General features: G+C 55.4%; 18 protein-coding genes. 16 read left to right on the plus strand and 2 right to left on the minus strand.

Annotation, left to right across the window (positions count from 1 at the left end):
- Nucleotides 1–85: 85 nt before the first annotated feature.
- The 11 genes from ribF to tapY2 all read left to right on the plus strand — a co-directional run bounded on the left by ribF (nt 86) and on the right by tapY2 (nt 12,198).
- Nucleotides 86–1,060: a bifunctional riboflavin kinase/FAD synthetase gene (gene ribF, locus VF684_RS16070; RefSeq protein WP_108613522.1), complete on the plus strand. Its 975-nt coding sequence runs from the start codon at nt 86–88 to the stop codon at nt 1,058–1,060.
- A complete protein-coding gene (gene ileS / locus VF684_RS16075; protein ID WP_139441873.1) occupies nt 1,060–3,921 on the plus strand; it encodes an isoleucine--tRNA ligase in 2,862 nt (953 codons plus the stop codon). The genes ribF and ileS overlap by 1 nt, the downstream gene beginning before the upstream one ends.
- Nucleotides 3,921–4,418 carry a signal peptidase II gene (gene lspA / locus VF684_RS16080; protein WP_005340447.1) on the plus strand — a complete coding sequence of 166 codons (498 nt, stop codon included), beginning with the start codon at nt 3,921–3,923 and terminating at the stop codon, nt 4,416–4,418. The genes ileS and lspA overlap by 1 nt, the downstream gene beginning before the upstream one ends.
- A complete protein-coding gene (fkpB, locus tag VF684_RS16085; protein ID WP_005340448.1) occupies nt 4,415–4,867 on the plus strand; it encodes an FKBP-type peptidyl-prolyl cis-trans isomerase in 453 nt (150 codons plus the stop codon). Before lspA ends, fkpB begins: the two co-directional genes overlap by 4 nt.
- On the plus strand, nt 4,867–5,802 hold the full coding sequence (ispH, locus tag VF684_RS16090; RefSeq protein ID WP_139441874.1) for a 4-hydroxy-3-methylbut-2-enyl diphosphate reductase: 936 nt from the start codon (nt 4,867–4,869) through the stop codon (nt 5,800–5,802). The genes fkpB and ispH overlap by 1 nt, the downstream gene beginning before the upstream one ends.
- Before the next feature lie 110 nt (nt 5,803–5,912).
- Nucleotides 5,913–6,317: a type IV pilin protein gene (locus tag VF684_RS16095; protein WP_013724124.1), complete on the plus strand. Its 405-nt coding sequence runs from the start codon at nt 5,913–5,915 to the stop codon at nt 6,315–6,317.
- 2 nt (nt 6,318–6,319) lie between these two features.
- Nucleotides 6,320–6,886, plus strand: coding sequence for a type IV pilus modification protein PilV (pilV, locus tag VF684_RS16100; protein WP_139441876.1), 567 nt, complete (start codon nt 6,320–6,322; stop codon nt 6,884–6,886).
- Nucleotides 6,883–7,866, plus strand: a complete 984-nt coding sequence (tppC, locus tag VF684_RS16105) for a type IVa pilus pseudopilin TppC (RefSeq protein ID WP_139441877.1) — start codon at nt 6,883–6,885, stop codon at nt 7,864–7,866. Before pilV ends, tppC begins: the two co-directional genes overlap by 4 nt.
- Nucleotides 7,866–8,303, plus strand: coding sequence for a type IVa pilus pseudopilin TppD (tppD, locus tag VF684_RS16110; RefSeq protein WP_021230970.1), 438 nt, complete (start codon nt 7,866–7,868; stop codon nt 8,301–8,303). The genes tppC and tppD overlap by 1 nt, the downstream gene beginning before the upstream one ends.
- 11 nt (nt 8,304–8,314) lie before the next feature.
- The gene (locus tag VF684_RS16115) at nt 8,315–11,926 is read left to right on the plus strand and encodes a pilus assembly protein (protein ID WP_139441878.1); all 3,612 of its coding nucleotides are present in this window, start codon (nt 8,315–8,317) and stop codon (nt 11,924–11,926) included.
- A complete protein-coding gene (tapY2, locus tag VF684_RS16120; RefSeq protein ID WP_107683788.1) occupies nt 11,923–12,198 on the plus strand; it encodes a type IVa secretion system protein TapY2 in 276 nt (91 codons plus the stop codon). Before VF684_RS16115 ends, tapY2 begins: the two co-directional genes overlap by 4 nt.
- 3 nt (nt 12,199–12,201) lie before the next feature.
- On the opposite strand, the gene VF684_RS16125 is transcribed toward tapY2, so the two are convergent.
- A complete protein-coding gene (locus VF684_RS16125; protein ID WP_076494537.1) occupies nt 12,202–12,699 on the minus strand; it encodes a GspH/FimT family pseudopilin in 498 nt (165 codons plus the stop codon).
- A gap of 146 nt (nt 12,700–12,845) precedes the next feature.
- Here VF684_RS16125 and VF684_RS16130 point away from each other — a divergent pair, with 146 nt between their 5' ends.
- Genes VF684_RS16130 through luxS form a run of 4 tightly spaced genes read left to right on the plus strand, consistent with a single transcriptional unit; the run spans nt 12,846 to nt 15,997 of the window.
- The gene (locus tag VF684_RS16130) at nt 12,846–14,468 is read left to right on the plus strand and encodes an NAD+ synthase (RefSeq protein WP_139441879.1); all 1,623 of its coding nucleotides are present in this window, start codon (nt 12,846–12,848) and stop codon (nt 14,466–14,468) included.
- A 9-nt stretch (nt 14,469–14,477) separates the two neighbouring features.
- Entirely contained in the window at nt 14,478–14,816 is a 339-nt protein-coding gene (gene glnB / locus VF684_RS16135) for a nitrogen regulatory protein P-II (RefSeq protein ID WP_005308848.1), read from the plus strand.
- Between the two features lie 59 nt (nt 14,817–14,875).
- Entirely contained in the window at nt 14,876–15,469 is a 594-nt protein-coding gene (locus tag VF684_RS16140; RefSeq protein ID WP_272502552.1) for a transglycosylase SLT domain-containing protein, read from the plus strand.
- Between the two features lie 18 nt (nt 15,470–15,487).
- Complete coding sequence (gene luxS / locus VF684_RS16145; RefSeq protein ID WP_005340462.1) at nt 15,488–15,997, plus strand: S-ribosylhomocysteine lyase; 510 nt, start codon at nt 15,488–15,490, stop codon at nt 15,995–15,997.
- A gap of 325 nt (nt 15,998–16,322) precedes the next feature.
- On the opposite strand, the gene VF684_RS16150 is transcribed toward luxS, so the two are convergent.
- The gene (locus VF684_RS16150) at nt 16,323–16,961 is read right to left on the minus strand and encodes a type II secretion system protein (RefSeq protein ID WP_139441880.1); all 639 of its coding nucleotides are present in this window, start codon (nt 16,959–16,961) and stop codon (nt 16,323–16,325) included.
- A gap of 41 nt (nt 16,962–17,002) precedes the next feature.
- Between VF684_RS16150 and VF684_RS16155 the strand changes: the two genes are divergently transcribed.
- Entirely contained in the window at nt 17,003–17,776 is a 774-nt protein-coding gene (locus VF684_RS16155; protein ID WP_139441881.1) for a TatD family hydrolase, read from the plus strand.
- Nucleotides 17,777–17,969: the final 193 nt, after the last annotated feature.

The raw sequence follows: 17,969 nt of genomic DNA on the forward strand, positions 1-17,969 counted from the left end.
TTGAAATCAGGCTATGAGGGCTGACCCTGCCTGCTGCCTGATATATAATCCGCCGATTTCCATGGCAGCAACGCACAAGGCACTGATGGAGCTTATTCGCGGCATTCACAATCTCAAGCCCCGTCACCGGGGATGTGTATTAACCATTGGCAACTTTGATGGGGTTCATCAGGGTCACCATGCGGTATTGGCACGTCTCAAGGAGAAAGCGGCCCAGCTGGGATTGCCCGCCTGCGTCATGCTGTTTGAGCCGCAGCCGCTGGAGCTGTTTGCCGGTAGCGAGGCGCCGGCGCGCCTGAGCCGGTTGCGCGAGAAGTATGAAGCGCTCAAGGGTCTGCAGATCGACCGCATGCTCTGCGTGCGCTTCAGTCACCGCTTTGCCGAGCAGGCGGCCTCGACCTTTATTGAGCAGTTGCTGGTGGAGAAGCTCGGGGTGCGCTACCTGGTGGTCGGCGACGATTTTCGCTTCGGCAAGGGGCGGGAAGGGGACTTCCACCTGCTGGAGGAGGCGGGTCATCGCTTCGGCTTCGAGGTGATCAGTACCCAGAGCTTCCAGCTCGAACGGCAGCGGGTCAGCAGCACACTCGTACGCGAGGCCCTGAAAGCGGGCCGGATGGCGGAGGTGGAGCTGATGCTTGGCCGTCCCTATACCATCAGCGGCCGGGTGGCTCACGGCGACAAGCTGGGGCGTACCATAGGTTTTCCCACCGCCAATCTGGCCCTCAAGCGTCAGGTGATCCCGGTCGGTGGCGTGTTTGCGGTGGAAGTGATATGTTCCGGCAAGACCTTCCCCGGTGTAGCCAATGTGGGTGTACGGCCGACCTTGAGCGGTACACAAGCCAGATTGGAGGTACATCTATTTGATTTTTCTGGTGATCTATATGGTCAGCAGGTCAAGGTGCTGCTTCGCCACAAGCTGCGCGAAGAGCAGAAGTTTGCCTCTTTCACTGCCTTGAAAGAGCAGATCGAACGAGATGCCCTGGCGGCCCGAGCCTGGTTCGGGCTGCCACAATTCAATTTACCCAGCACTCTTTTAGAAAAGAAGGGAACCCAGGACTGATGAGCGACTATAAACACACCCTGAATCTTCCGGAAACCGAGTTTCCGATGCGTGGCGATCTGGCCAAGCGCGAACCCAACATGCTGAAGCGTTGGTATGATCAGGATCTCTACGGCGCTATTCGCCGCGCCAAAGCGGGCAAGCCTTCTTTCATTCTGCATGATGGCCCCCCCTATGCGAACGGCAACATTCACATCGGTCACTCGGTCAACAAGATCCTCAAAGACATCATCATCAAGTCCAAGGGCCTCTCCGGTTTCGATTCCCCCTATGTGCCGGGTTGGGATTGCCACGGTCTGCCTATCGAACTGAAAGTAGAAGGCATGGTCGGCAAGCCGGGCGAGAAGGTTTCCGCTGCCGAATTCCGCGCCGAGTGCCGCAAATACGCCAAGACCCAGATCGAAGCGCAGAAGACCGACTTCATCCGTCTGGGTGTGCTGGGTGACTGGGAACACCCCTACCTGACCATGGATTTTGGCACCGAAGCCAACATCATCCGCTCCATGGCCAAGATCGTTGAAAACGGCCACTTGCACAAAGGCTCCAAGCCGGTGCACTGGTGTACCGATTGCGGCTCCGCCCTGGCTGAAGCCGAAGTGGAGTACTACGACAAAAACTCCCCCTCCATCGATGTGCGCTTCAAGGCCGTTGATGAGGCGACCGTTGCCGCCAAGTTTGACTGCGCCGAAGGCCACACCGGCAAGGGGCCGATCTCTGCGGTGATCTGGACCACTACCCCGTGGACCCTGCCAGCCAACCGCGCCATCGCCATGCACGCCGACCTCGACTATGCGCTGGTGCAGGTTGAAGGCGAGCACCCCGAGCGTCTGATCCTGGCCGCCGAGCTGGTCAAGGATGTGATGGATCGCGCCGGTATCGAGAAGTTCCACAATCTGGGCTATGCCAAGGGTGCCGCGCTCGAGCTGCTGCGCTTCAACCATCCCTTCTACAGCTTCGATGTACCTGTGGTACTGGGTGACCACGTCACCCTGGATGCCGGTACCGGCGCTGTACACACCGCCCCTGGCCACGGTCAGGAAGACTTCGTGGTCGGCCAGAAGTACGGTCTGGAAGTGGCCAACCCGGTTGGCAGCAATGGTGTTTACCTGCCGGATACCGAACTGTTTGCCGGCCAGCATGTGTTTAAGGCCAATGCCTCCGTGATTGAAGTGCTGACCGAGCGCGGCGCCCTGCTGCACCACAAGGTGTTCAACCACTCCTATCCGCACTGCTGGCGTCACAAGACCCCGATCATCTTCCGTGCCACCCCGCAGTGGTTCATCAGCATGGAGCAGAAGGGTCTGCGCAAGCGCGCGCTGGAAGAGATCGAGCGCATCGAGAAAGACGGTATTGCCCAGCAAGGCCAGAGCGGCTGGGTACCGGCCTGGGGTAAAAACCGCATTCAGGCGATGGTCGAGAACCGTCCTGACTGGTGTATCTCCCGTCAGCGTACCTGGGGTGTGCCCATCTCCCTGTTCGTCCATAAAGAGACCCAGGAACTGCACCCGGAATCCGTGCGCCTGATGCACGAAGTAGCCAAGCGTGTCGAGCAGTCCGGCATTCAGGCATGGTGGGATCTGGACAAGGCCGAGCTGTTGGGTAGCGACGCCGACATGTACGACAAGGTGCCTGACACTCTGGACGTCTGGTTTGACTCCGGTTCTACCCACGCTTCCGTGGTTGATGCCCGCCCCGAGTTCAACGGCAAGCCAGCCGACATGTATCTGGAAGGCTCTGACCAGCACCGTGGCTGGTTCATGTCCTCCCTGATGATCGGCGTGGCCATGAAAGACAAGGCTCCCTACAACCAGGTGCTGACTCACGGCTTCACCGTGGATGGTCAGGGTCGCAAGATGTCCAAGTCCATCGGCAACGTGGTCAGCCCGCAAGACGTAATGAACAAACTGGGTGCCGATATCCTGCGTCTGTGGGTAGCGAGCACTGACTACACTGGCGAGATGACTGTCTCCGACGAGATCCTCAAGCGCTCTGCCGATGCTTATCGTCGTATTCGCAACACTGCCCGCTTCCTGCTGGCCAACCTGAACGGCTTCAATCCGGCGACCGACATGGTGGCACCTGCCGACATGGTAGTGGTGGATCGCTGGGCTGTGGGTCGTGCCAAAGCGGTACAGGCCGAGATCATGGCTGCATTCGACGAGTACAACTTCCACGGTGTAACCCAGAAGCTGATGCAGTTCTGCTCCATCGAGATGGGCTCCTTCTATCTGGACGTCATCAAGGATCGCCAGTACACCGCCAAGGCTGACAGCCTGGCCCGTCGCTCCTGCCAGACCGCCCTCTATCACATTGCCGAGGCCATGGTGCGCTGGATGGCGCCGATCATGAGCTTCACCGCCGATGAAATCTGGGCCCTGCTGCCGGGTGAGCGCGGCGAGTTCGTCTTCACCGAGGAGTGGTACGACGGCCTGTTCGGGCTGGAAGCGGGTGAAACCCTCAACGACGAGTTCTGGGCCGAGATCCTCACCGTGCGTGGTGAAGTGAACAAGGCGCTGGAAGTGGCCCGTGGCGAGAAGCGTATCGGCGGCTCCCTGCAGGCCGAACTGACCCTGTTCGCCAAGCCGGAGCTGGCTGCACGCCTGAATGCCCTGGCTGATGAGCTGCGCTTCGTGCTGCTCACCTCCAAGGCCAAGGTTGTTGAGGCTGACACTGCGCCGGAAGGCTCTGTGGCGACCGAGCGTGATGACCTGTGGCTGAGCGTTGCCCAGTCTGCCGCCGCCAAGTGCGACCGCTGCTGGCACCATGTAGAAGATGTGGGCACCATCGCGGGTCACGAAGAGATCTGTGGTCGCTGTGTGACCAACGTTGAGGGTGACGGCGAAACTCGTCAATTTGCCTGATGAACATGACTCAACATAAAAGCGGCCTGCGTTGGCTGTGGCTGGCAGTGCTGGCCTTTGTACTGGACCAGGCGAGCAAGCTCGCCGTGGTCAAGTTGCTGCCATTTGGTTACCCGGGGGTGGAGATCACCCCCTTCTTCAATCTGGTTCACGTCTACAACAAGGGCGCCGCATTCAGCTTTCTGGCTGATCAGGGGGGCTGGCAGCGCTGGTTCTTCGCGGTGCTGGCTTTTGCCATCTGTGGATTGCTGATCCACTGGCTGCGCAAGCAGTCGGTGACCCAGCGTTGGAGCGGTATCGCCTATTCACTCATCATCGGCGGCGCCCTCGGCAACGTCTTTGATCGACTGGTGCTGGGCCATGTGGTCGATTTCCTCGACTTCTACTGGCAGCGTGCGCACTGGCCGGCATTCAATCTGGCCGACAGCTTTATCTTTATCGGGGCCGCCATGATTGTGCTGGACGGTTTCCGTGGTGAGAAAAAGGAGCAGGCATGAGCCAGCAGATCACCGCTAACAGCAGCGTGCTGTTCCACTTCTCCATCAAGCTGGAAGATGGCTCGGTTGCCGACAGCACGGCGCTGCACGGCAAACCAGCCCGCCTGCGGATGGGCGATGGCAGCCTGACCCCTACCTTCGAGCAGTGTCTGCTGGGCCTGTGCGAAGGGGAGAGCAAGAGTTTTACTCTGGCGCCGGAAGAGGCCTTTGGTCTCTCCAATCCCGACAACATCTACCATCTCGACCGTGCCAAATTTGGCGCCGAAGTGGAGCCAAAAGTCGGCACCATCATCCTGTTCGATCAGCCCAATGGCAGCGAGCTGCCGGGCATCATCCGGGCGGTAGCCGGTATGTCGGTCACGGTCGATTTCAACCACCCGCTGGCCGGTCATACCGTGACCTTCGAGGTGGAGATCCTGGGCGTTGATGATGAGGAGAAGGTGCATTAATGGATATTCTGCTCGCTAACCCTCGCGGTTTTTGCGCCGGTGTCGATCGCGCCATCAGTATTGTCGAGAGCGCGCTGGAGAAGTTCGGTGCCCCCATCTATGTCCGCCACGAAGTGGTGCATAACCGGTATGTGGTGAACAAGCTGAAAGATGCGGGCGCTGTCTTCGTCGAGGAGCTGGACGAGGTGCCGGACGACAGCATCGTCATCTTTTCTGCTCACGGCGTGGCCAAGACAGTGCGCGAGATGGCCAAGTCCCGCGCCCTCAAGGTATTTGATGCCACCTGTCCGCTGGTGACCAAGGTTCACATGGAAGTCCATCGCGCCAGTCGCAAGGGCTCCGAAGCCGTGCTTATCGGCCACGCTGGCCACCCCGAGGTGATCGGGACCATGGGGCAGTACGAGAATCGCGAAGGCGGCATGTATCTGGTGGAGACGCCGGAAGATGTGGCCAAGCTCAAGGTGAAGAATCCGGATGACCTCTGCTTTGTCACCCAGACCACCCTGAGCGTGGATGAGACCTCTGACGTGATCGATGCGCTGCGCAAGCACTTCCCCAAGATCCAGGGGCCGCGCAAGGACGATATCTGCTACGCCACCCAGAACCGTCAGGATGCGGTGCGGGAGATGGCGGGGCTGGTGGACGCCATGCTGGTGGTAGGGTCTCGCAACTCCTCCAACTCCAACCGTCTGCGCGAGCTGGCCGAGAAGGTGGGCGCCAGAGCCTATCTTATCGACGATGCGTCGATGATCGAGGCGAGCTGGCTGGAGGGCGTGAAGTCGATCGGCGTCACTGCTGGCGCATCCGCCCCCGAGGTGCTAGTGCAAAACGTGATTGCTCGCCTGCGGGAGCTGGGTGGCAAGGTGGTTGCCGAGCATCCTGGCCGTGAAGAGAACGTAGTCTTTGAGGTTCCTCCCGAACTTAGAATAATTTGAGTGCAGCCAGGAAGGCTTAAGAATAAAGTGTGTTGATAATGACGCCGGGTTTGTTCAAGAGACAGGCTCGGCGTTAAACTTATGAAGCAGTCTGTCACCAAGGATGGGATATGATTGGATACTTTCGTGGCTTTTCTCTTATTGAGTTGATGATTGTCATCGCCATCGTGGCGATTCTTGGCACCATCGCTTATCCCGCCTATCAGCAATATGTGCTGACCAGTCATCGTGTCGAAGCCAAGGCCATGCTGCTCAATGCAGCCAATCGGCAAGAAACCTATTTTATGGATTTCAATCAGTATGCATCCTCTGCTGCTGCTCTTGGTATCAGTAGTGCATCTGAGAATGGTCTGTATCAATTATCCATTGCCGTATCAGGCAACACCTACACCTTGTCAGCCAGTGCTGGCGCGACGACAGCCCAAGCCAAAGATACCGATTGCACGGTGTTTTCCATTAATCAGTTGGGTGTCAAAAGTGCCTCTGGTGCAGCTAGCAATAGCTGTTGGGAATAGCCATGGCCATTCATGTTTCATCACATGAGAGAGGATTCAGCCTGCTGGAGGTGATGATAGCTGCAGTAGTGTTGTCATTTGGCTTGCTGGGACTGGTTGCTATGCAGGCTCAGTCGAAGTTTTCCGGATATGAAGCCCGACAGCGCACAATAGCCAGTTGGTTGGCTAACGATATGGTTGAGAGGCTCAGAGTCAACCGTGGAGTCTGGGAGTCACAAGCTAACAATACCTGGATTGTCAGCGCTGGCACTTCATCATTGCCATCCTGCGCTAATGAAAATGGCACTATGAGCAGCTGTAGCGATGCTCAGTTACGGGATCTCGATCTCTATTATTGGCGACAGTCATTAATGGGAAGTGCAGCTTCGGGGGCCGGAGCAACATTACAAAATCCCACCGGCTGCATTATCAAGGGAGCCAGCAATGCATTGACGGTCTCAATTTTTTGGGCTGGACGTGAATCATCTCATGATGGGACAAATGGCGTTGCATCAGCAATTACGACGGCATGTGGAATTGCAGGTGTTGATTTAACGAGGCGTCAGTTTGTTCTGATGACAACGCTATGAAACATCATGGGTTTACGCTGGTTGAATGGCTCATCGCAATGGTGATTGGTGTTTTTCTGCTCGGTGGGGTGATGAGTATTTTTGTGGCCTCACGCGCTACCACCAATGAGTCCTTCGATCAGAGTGAGCTGCTCGAAAATGGTCGAATTGCCATGCGCCTCATCACTCAGGATTTACGCTGGGCCGGGTTTTGGGGGGATTTCACGGGGGGGGCTCTGATTGCTGGTGATGAGCTCACTTTGTCTGCTGATGCTACCGTGACAAATGACTGCCTGGATGAGAGAAATGAAGGGAGTCTACCCTCCAACCTTTTTCCAGTACGCCCGCTGTGGGTTACTCATATCAGTGCTGCAGGCACCATGAGTGGTTTTGCCTGTATCTCATCCTCTACTCGCGTTGCCGGCTCGGATGTTATCAGTATCAAGCGCCTGATTGGCAATCCGGTGACAGGAGGACTGGATGCCAATCGTTTCTATATGGCCACCAATACTCAACAGGCTCATTTATTCAGAGGTAATGAGACTGCGCCTTCCGAGGCGGCCATGCCGATGCGTCAGATTTGGGAGTACCAGCATCATGTCTATTACCTCTCGCCTAATGGTCGTGGTGGTTTTGAACTGCGCAAGCGTATCCTCACTGCTGATGGCGGTTCTTGGTTGATATCTGGGGCTTTGGTTGATGGTATTGAACGCATGGTGCTGTTGTTTGGGGTCGATACCAGCAATGTGCCGGATGGTCGTGTAGACAAGTTTTCCGCCATAGATGCAGTCACCTCGCAAGAGTGGGGCGAGGGGCGGGTCATCGCAGTCCGTGTTTTTTTGCTTGTGCGCTCGCTGCAGGCATCCAGTCGCTATACCAACAACAATGTCTATCAACTGGGAGATATCAGGGTGGCTGGCAATGGGGATAGGTTTCGACGCTTGTTGCTGGAAAGTACTGTGGTACTGCGTAATCCCATGGTGATGGCGGGAGGTGGGTAGTGAAGCATTCACGTGGCGTGGCATTGATCGTGGCGCTGGTGATTCTGGCCCCTTTGACTTTGATTGCCGTGGTGTTGATGCAATCTGGGGGTATGGATTTACGTGCTAGTGGAGCGGCGGCAGCGTTACAGCAAGTCGAACACAGAGTAGAGGGCATCATAGGTGGCGCCATGCAGCAAGCAGGGCTTGCTACCCAAATTGCTCAGATGCCTTCTGTTTCGACGGCAACGTCAACAGTGAGTGGCTCTATGGGTAACGCCACCATGCAATATAGAAGTGAAACAGTGTGCAAGCGCCGATTTGACGCGACCAGCAAGAACGTCATACCAGCCTGCCGTTATGTAGAGCTAGAGGCAAGCCAAGCGTACGGAAAACAGGGGCGTCCTATGACGTGGACGGTTGGAGTCGAACAGCCATTGTTAAAGACGGCTGAATAGGAGCGACAGCGATGCTACATCATGGAAAACTGTGGCTGATGGCCCTGTGTGCACTTAGTGTGCCAGCTGTCGCCAGCGATGCTTACTCGGATGATACAGAACTGTTCATCTATGACTTCTCGAAAGCGGGAGATTATCGGCCCAAGGTGCTGATCATTTTCGACAACTCTGGCAGTATGGCCGAAACCATGGCGCTGGAGCGGGAAAAGTATAATCCTGCCACTGTCTATCCAGCGCTGAACCGGGATCCTGATACCAGTAACTCGCGTAATTATATCTATTACTCGACCGATGGTTATGTGCCAGCCATCAATAGTTCTCAGCGTTTTCGCGACAGCATCAATGCTTGCGCCTCATCAAAGACCCCCCTAAGCACTGTCGGTTATTTTCAGTCCCAAGTCTGGACGTATGTCTATTCAAGTTATCGCAATGGATTACCTCGTCAGGGTGATTGGGAGACCATCTCTGGCGAGTACGAAGATGACATCACCATTGTCGACTGCAAGCAGGATATTCAGAACCGCAATCCTGCCAATCCTTTCAACGGAACGCTGGAGGTGGGGGCTGTCGGCGATGGTTATCCGGTCGACAAAACCAGCAACACTCGCGGCGAGTGGTATTACACCGCTAATGCCAATAATGCCACATCGGGTAGCAATACCAGTGTAACTCTCTACACGGCCAACTATATTCGCTGGTATTACGGGCCGACGGGTTATGCCGTTGAATCACGCTTGCGTATCGCCAAGGATGCGGTCAAGTCGGTGATCTCCTCCACTCCTGGGGTTGATTTCGGCTTGGCCATCTTCAATACCAACAATAGTACCAGCACCAATGGTGGTAGAGTGGTACGCCGCATTCTCAGTAACGACGATATTGTCGGCACCATTACTGCCGAACAGGACTTGCTCAATACTGTGGAAGACCTGTCGGCTACGACCAATACGCCATTATGTGAAACCCTCTATGAGGCTTATCGTTTCTACGGAGGGCAATCTGTACTGTATGGCAAGCAAGGTGGTACGCGGGACAAGCTTGCTGAAGATCCGGAAGGTACTTACACCTCGCCTTATGACAAATGTTCAAATAATGGCTATGTCATCTATGTCACTGATGGAGCGCCTACCAGCGATACGGCTGCTGATAGTGCAGTAAAAGCGTTGACGGATTCGCTAAGCCCAGATGAACGGGCTGCCTACGGCTCAACTGTGGGATATGGTTCCGGCACTTCCAAGAGCTATCTGGCAGCGATGGCTGGCTACATGAAGAACAAGGATGTAAACACTTCATCGCCCGGCAAGCAGACTGTTACCACGTTTACCGTGGGATTTGGTGATGACGCGATCTCTGGGGCGGGCAATCTGCTGGCAGAAACGGCGAGACGTGGAGGCGGTCAATATTACCCTGCGGTCAGTGCTGAAGCGCTCACTCAGGCGTTGCGGTCTTCCCTGTTAGCCATTTTGCGGATAAACACCTCTCTGGTGTCGCCAGCTATCACCACTAACAACTTTGACCGGACTCGCAGCCTCAATAATATCTATTACGCCATGTTCGAGCCTGATACCGGACCGCGCTGGAAGGGTAACCTGAAGAAGCTGGTTTTGTCTGGTGATGGGTATGTGGCAGATGTTAACGGTTTGCCCGCCATCAAGGTAGATGGTTCCATTCTGGATCAGGCTCAGACCTATTGGTCATCGGAACGGGATGGCAATCTGGTTGCCAAGGGCGGCGTGCAGGCCATGTTGGCAGAGAAGACCAATCGTAATCTTTATGTGATCAATACGGTTGCATCGCCCAAGCGATTGGACGCTTTTAACAAAGCCAATTTGGTGTCGATCGCAGGCTCTGCCGACAATTTGGCCAGCTACATGCGGTTGGCCAGTGCCACCGAGCTTGACGGACAGATCGACTGGACAAAAGGTGTCGATGTGGACGATGAAGATTATGATGCCAGTACCACTATTCGGCCGTACATAGTGGGAGACCCCCTGCACTCTCGTCCTTTGGTGGTCAATTATGGTTGCTCCATTGCTTCAGGCCAGAGCACCTGTACTCCTGACTTGCGGATCCTGATGGGAACCAATGCTGGTTTCCTGCATATGTTCAAAGATCTCGGTAGTACGGTTGATGAAAGCTGGGCCATGATCCCCTATGAACTGTTGCCCAGGCAAGAAGCTCTACGTCTCAATGCCGAGTCTGGCGATCATATCTACGGTGTTGATGCTTCACCGGTTGCGTTGATCAAGGATGCCAATAGGAATGGTGTTATCAAGGCATCAGAGGGAGACTTTGTCTGGCTGCTTTTCGGTTTGCGAGGGGGGGGGGGTAGCTACTATGCACTCGATATTACCAATCCAGATGCCCCCAGTTTGAAATGGACGATCAATAGTCAGACTGTGGGCTTCTCATTACTGGGGGAAACCTGGTCAGTACCGGAGGTGGCTTATATTCCTTGGGATGCTCCTCCGAGCAACAAGCGATTGGTGATGGTTTTTTCCGGTGGTTACGATGTCAATAAGAGTAAAGTCGGGATAGGTAGCTCTGACAGCAAGGGTATGGGCGTCTACATGGTCGATGCCAATAGTGGTGCTCTTGTGTTCAGCGCAACACCTGGAGCTGGCTCCAGTACCAACAAGCAGGTGACTGCGATGGTTGATAGCATGCCGGGGTCAGTTTCCACTCTAGACAGTGATGGTGATGGGAAAACTGACCGAATTTATGCTGGTGATACAGGCGGCAATATCTGGCGCCTGGATATGCCTTCAACCAGTACTAGCTCCTGGAGTATTTTCAAGTTTGCCAGTCTTGGGTCTGATGATGTACAGGCTAATGACCGCCGCTTTTTCACTCAGCCTGTATTGGTACGTACTATAAACAAGCAAGTGACCAAGACGGTAATTAGTGGCGAAGATTATTTCTCGTTCAAAGATAGGCCATTCGATGCAGTGCTGATTGGTTCTGGTGATCGAAACCGCCCATCGTCCGAGTCTACCGTGCAAAACGCCTATTTTATGTTGCGTGACTACGGGGTAGTTACCAAGAGTTATAACACTGCTGCTCCAGCCCCTATCACGATGACGGACTTGTATGACGTATCGGTTGATCCTCTGGCTGGTGTCACGGACACCAATGACCAGCTTAGTTTGAGAGCTGCCATTACCAGTAAATTGGGTTGGAAATATTGGCTAGCCGAGTCAGGAGAGAAGTCGATGGGGTCTGGGGTTGTGCTGCAAGGCAAGCTCTATTTCACCTCTTTTTTGCCGCAGGTTCAGTCATTCGAGGAGTGTACGATCCAGTCGATAGGCGCCATGCGGCAGTATATGGTCGACATGCATTACGGTACCTCTTTCAAATATGTGCTGGATCAGGATGGTAATGAAATCCCGGAACGCTATGTGGAAGTCAATAACAAGGTGGCCGATGATCTAGTGATCCATGCTGGTGATGATTCAAAGATCCGGATTATTGGTGGTGCCCCGGGTGAAGAGGTGATTCTCAAAGACGAAGGAGAAGGGGTTCCTGAGCGCTGTACCGGCGAGGGGGAGTGTTCGGAAGGGGCGGAGGAGGCTGAAATGGATATGACGCCCAAGAAAATATACCTGTATGAGGATGAGTCACAATGAAAATGATCCTCTGGCTGATGGCGTTGTTAAATGCAGTCAATGTCTATGCTGTCGTGGATAGAAAATGCTATGTCGAGTTGGCAAATGATACCTATGTCGTTATTCAGGGAACGATAAAGGATAGCCAGAGTGTTGAAATCGTCTTTCAAAAGAAAGGTTTTGAACTGAATGGGCAACTCCTGATGGTGAAGAGAGTTATCGAGTGTCAGCCAACCGAGCAGCCATTCAATCTTGAGGCTGCGCAACGGCAAGAGAAACTGCAGCCAAGATAGTGGTCAAGGGCAAATGCTGGTGGTTTCGGATTTACTGCTGCGACCTGATGCTGCGATTACAACATCAACTCTGGGTTCTTCGCTGATGCAGACCCTTACGGTCATATTGGTACCTAGGCTGGTTCCATCAGCAGCAAACAAGACTCGGGGTCTGGTTGAACTGATGGTGGCATCTGGAGTAAAAGCTGGTGTGCGTGCGAGTTCTACTTCCCCTTCGTCCAGCTCGGCATTACCGTCATCATCGATGAAAACCAATAATTGAACCGGATCCTGTTCAACACACTCGTTATTGTTGTTTATTAGGCATGCGGTGACGGTTTGTTGGTCACTGATAGCGTGGGTGCGCGCAAAGCGCAGGAGCTTAATCAACCGCTCGCTTTCATAGTTAGCCGTGCTGTCTTTGAGCAGAGAGCCCAAAGAAGGAATACCAATCCCCAACAGAATGACGCCCAGCGCAATGGCTATCATCAACTCCATCAGGGTAAATCCGGCGTTTTTCATATCTGCGAAGGCCTGTCGTTCCGTGACTATCTACAGCTTATCCTTCCCGCTGGTTGCTGTCACACGGTTACGCCTGTCTTGAACTGGCAGATTGCCCCCCTTTTCTTTATCATTCCCCATCATTTTCGAATTCAAGATGCATCGCCATGGCAAAAGCCCTCTCTCTGATGCTTGCCCAGTTGAATCTGACGGTAGGCGCCATCGAAGATAACACTGACAAAGTGCTCGCTGCGGCGGCTCAGGCCGAGCAGCAAGGTGCCGATCTGCTGGTCTGCTCCGAGCTGGCCCTGACCGGCTATCCACCGGAAGATCTGCTGCTGCGCGCCGATCTGATGATGCGGGTCGAAGCCGCGTTGGCTCGTGTTGCCGAATGGCAGGGCAACTGTGCCATTTTGGTAGGGCATCCCTGGCGTGAAGGAGATGCGCTCTACAACGCGGCGTCACTCTATGAGCAGGGCAAGCTGATTGCCCGTTACTTCAAGCAGGACTTGCCCAACTACGGCGTGTTTGATGAGAAGCGCTACTTCACCGCGGCAACCGAGACCTGCGTGGTGCCGTTCCGTGGTCACCAGCTGGGGCTGCTCATCTGTGAAGACCTGTGGCAGCCGGGTCCGGCGCTGGCCGCCAAGGCGGCAGGTGCCGAGCTGCTGCTCACCATCAATGCGTCGCCCTACGATCAGGAGAAACCCTGGATCCGCCGCGAGCTGATGGCGGAGCGCTGCGATCAGACCGGTCTGCCGCTGGTCTACCTCAATCAGGTGTGCGGTCAGGATGAGCTGATTTTCGACGGCTGCTCCAAGGTGTTCAGCAGCCAGGGTGAGTTGACTCACAAGCTGGCCCCGTTTGCCGAAGAGCTGGCGCTGGTACGTTTTGCTGATGGCCAGCCGGTGAAGGAGCGGGAACCCGCTGCGCTGCTGGAGCCGTTGGCCGAGACCTATCAGGCGCTGGTGCTGGCAGTGCGCGACTATGTCACCAAGAACGGCTTTCACGGCGCGGTGCTGGGTCTCTCCGGTGGGATCGACTCGGCGCTGACATTGGCCATCGCGGCCGATGCCATCGGGGCCGACAAGGTGCAGGCGGTGATGATGCCGTTCCGCTACACCGCCCAGATGAGTGTGGAAGATGCCAAGGAGCAGGCCGAGCGGATGGGGGTTGAGTTCAACATCATCTCCATCGAGCCGATGTTCGAAGGATTTATGACCCAGCTGGCGCCGCTTTTTGAAGGCACCGCCCGCGATACCACCGAAGAGAACCTGCAGGCCCGCTGCCGCGGTGTACTGCTGATGGCGCTCTCCAACAAGCGTCGCCGCATCGTGTTGACTACCGGCAACAAGAGTGAGATGGCGGTCGGTTATGCCACCCTGTACGGCGACATGGCCGGTGGCTTCGATGTGTTGAAAGATGTGCCCAAGACGCTGGTCTTCAAACTGTGCGAATATCGCAACTCGGTCGACTATGTGATCCCGCAGCGGGTTATTGACCGCCCCCCTTCAGCAGAGCTGGCACCGGATCAGGTGGATCAGGACAGCCTGCCGCCATACGACATCCTGGATGCCATCCTCAAGCGTTACGTGGAAGAGGATGCCTCGGTCGCCGACATGGTGGCAGAAGGCTTCGAGGAAGCGGTGGTGCGCAAGGTGATCCGCTTGGTGGATCTCAACGAATACAAGCGCCGTCAGGCGGCGGTCGGGCCCCGCATTACGGCTCGCAACTTTGGTAAGGATCGCCGTTACCCCATTACATCCGGGTTCGGTAAACAGAACTGGTAAGGAGTCACCATGAAGAAGATTGAAGCCATCATCAAACCGTTCAAGCTGGACGATGTGCGCGAGGCCCTGGCCGAGATCGGCATCAACGGCATGACCGTATCCGAAGTCAAAGGCTTCGGCCGCCAGAAGGGCCATACCGAGCTCTATCGCGGTGCCGAATATATGGTCGACTTCCTGCCGAAAGTGAAGGTGGAGCTGGTGGTGCAGGACGAGGATCTCGATGCCTGTCTGGAAGCGATCCAGAACACCGCCCGTACCGGCAAGATTGGTGATGGCAAGATCTTCGTCTGCGAGGTGGAGCGTGTCATTCGTATCCGTACCGGCGAAGAGAACGAAGACGCGATCTGACCTTGGCTATCTCTTTACCTGACCAGCGGCGTGAAGCGCGACCTCATTTGATGGGGTGGATGCGTTTTGTGGTCGTGGCCAGCCTGTTGGCGGGCCTGACTGCTTGCAGTACCCGTCCACCGGCCCAGCCGGAGAATCTGTGCCAGATCTTTCGCGAGAAGCCGGACTGGCACAAGGCCGCGCTCAAGATGAACGAGAAGTGGGGGACGCCGATCCATGTGGTGATGGCCATGATGTATCAGGAGTCCTCTTACGTACATGATGCCCAGCCGCCGATGCAGTATTTCCTCTTCATCCCGACCGGGCGGGCTAGTTCGGCTTATGGTTATGCTCAGGTCAAAGATGAAACCTGGGCGGATTACCAGCGAGAAACCGGCAACAGCTGGAGTGACCGCGATGATTTTGCCGACGCCATCGATTTTATGGGTTGGTACACTAACAAAGCCCAGCGGCTCAATGGCACCTCCAAGTGGGATGCCTATGGCCAGTACCTCAACTATCACGAAGGGTGGGGTGGCTACCGGCGTGGCAGCTATCGCAGCAAGGGGTGGTTGATGAAGACCTCTCGCAAGGTAGAGGCTCGCGCCCAGCGCTACGGCGCCCAGTACCGTCAATGCAAGGATCAGCTCTCCCGTGGGGGCTGGTTCTGGTAACCAAATCAGGAGTCAGAAATGCCGCTATTGGACAGTTTTACCGTTGACCACACCCGTATGGAAGCGCCAGCGGTGCGTGTGGCCAAGACCATGCAGACCCCGAACAAGGACACTATTACCGTGTTCGACCTGCGTTTCTGCGTACCGAATCAGGAGATCCTCTCCGAGCGCGGTATCCATACGCTGGAGCACCTGTTCGCCGGTTTTATGCGTGATCACCTGAACGGCAATGGCGTGGAGATCATCGATATCTCTCCTATGGGTTGCCGTACCGGCTTCTACATGAGCCTGATCGGCGCGCCGGACGAAGCCCGTGTTGGTGCAGCTTGGCAGGCGGCCATGAGCGACGTGCTGACCGTGCAGGATCAGGCCAAGATCCCCGAGCTGAACGAGTATCAGTGCGGCACCTACAGCATGCACTCGCTGGAAGAGGCGCACGCCATCGCCCGTCATGTGCTGGAGCGCGGTATCGGTGTTAACCACAACGACGAGCTGGCACTGCCGGAAGAAAAACTGAAGAGCCTGTGAGGCGGATGATCTGTTGCTCATCGGATAACCTCTTCAGGGAATGTTAAAAGAGCCGGTCAGCCATGCTGACCGGCTCTTTTTTATCTCGCCCGACCGCAATAGTGGGGATGGCTTGCTCACCTTGCCGACTCTGATTAGGATGGTTTTTGAACCGAATCCGTTGGCGGAGGTGTGACGATGAAAGGGGTATTGCTGCGTTGGCTGGCCCGTTACGACGCGTGGTGCGAGGAGTGGGGGCTCACTCAGGAGAACCGGCGCTGCTGCACGCCGGTTCGTTATGATGATGATTCAAGCAAAGAGCGAGCTTGCACAGAAGAGGCTGAGCTCAATCAAAATTGCGGGTCACGGCACCGGTAACGCTGTTGTACTCGAAGCCGAGGCCGTTTCGATAATCCGGGTTGGTCTGGAAGCGGTTGATTGAGTCGCGCAGGATATAGCGGCAGTTATTGTGTTCTTCGTTCGGTTCATCTTCATCTTTATGCTTTGTTTTAATATCGCTGGACAGGTAATCAACCCCTTCTGGAATAACTCCGCTGTTGAGCTCTACACTGGCAACAGTTTGGCTGCCATCTAGCAGGTTATTAAATAGCAGCTCGCAATCCTCAGAATTATTGACCGAGATATGGTTGCCGGAGCCAGTCTGATAGGGGGTGTCTACCGGTTTGTAGTAATCCTCTTTTGTCCCCGCCGGCCAGCCATAGCGGTTGATGTCTATCGTGCTGTTGCCAAAACTGCTCAGGTTATATAGCGCGATCGCTTGCCCCTGCACTTTCACCGCCCAGCCAGCATGAGCCAGCTGAACTGCACTGGCAAAGCTGCCTGCGGTCGCCGAGACCGTGCTTTTCAGGGCATCATCCTTGATATTGATAAAGCGGGGCAGGGCGGTGACGGCCAGGATCCCCAGCACTATGATCACCAGCACCAGTTCAATCAGGGTAAAGCCGTTGTTTCTGTTGTTCATCATGTTCAATGACCCATTAAATACCGCAAACAGGTGTGAGTGATATGCAGCTGATAGATACCCATTGCCATCTCGACTTTCCGGTGTTCGACCAGGACAGGGAGGCACTGCTGGCCCGTTGTCGGGCATTGGGGGTGACGGAGTATATCATTCCTGCCATCGCAGAGGATAACTGGACTCGTGTGATGGCACTGGCAGATCAGCATGACGGCCTCTTTTATGGTCTGGGCATTCATCCTTGGTATGCAGGTGAACAGCGGGAGGGGGTGATGGAGCGGTTGCGAACGCTGGTAATGAGCCAGCCTGCCGGGCTGGTGGCCATAGGCGAGTGTGGGCTGGACCTGCGCTCTCACGTGCCGCAGGAGGGGCAGCTTGCGCTGTTTGAGGCTCAGATCCGGCTGGCTGCAGAGGCCGGGCTCCCCCTGATGATCCACTCGGTGCGTGCCAATGACACTGTGGCCAAGCTGTTGCGCCGCTTCAAGCCGCCTCGTGGCGGGGTGATCCATGCTTTCAGCGGTTCGTTGCAGCAGGCGGAGGCCTTCTGGCAACTGGGCTTTCGACTCGGGGTGGGCGGGGTTATCAGTTTTGAACGGGCGAACAAGACGCGAGAGGTATTTCGGGCCATGCCGCTCGAGGCTCTGGTGCTGGAAACCGATTCGCCCGATATGCCGTTGCAAGGCGCACAAGGCACCCGGAATACCCCGGAAGCGCTGCCGAAAATAGCGGAAATATTGATGACCTTGCGGGATGAACCATCGGCAGATGTTGCCGAGGTGTTATTTGAAACTGCCCGGCATATTTTCCATCACGACCAATAGCCATGAAACAAATTCGCAACACCTGATTTAGTTGTCAGGAAAAAAAATGAGCGTAAAAATCGTTTGCTGTCTAATTTTGTGACACTTGGACATTTTGATAACGATAAAATGTGACCAGCATTCTATTTTATCGGACTTTAATTAGTATAATGCGCTCCCCTTGATTAGTTGGGTTTAATAACAACTCGCTAAC

Source organism: Aeromonas sp. Lyrl_2, from assembly GCF_051948815.1.
In the GTDB taxonomy this organism is placed as follows: domain Bacteria; phylum Pseudomonadota; class Gammaproteobacteria; order Enterobacterales; family Aeromonadaceae; genus Aeromonas; species Aeromonas veronii.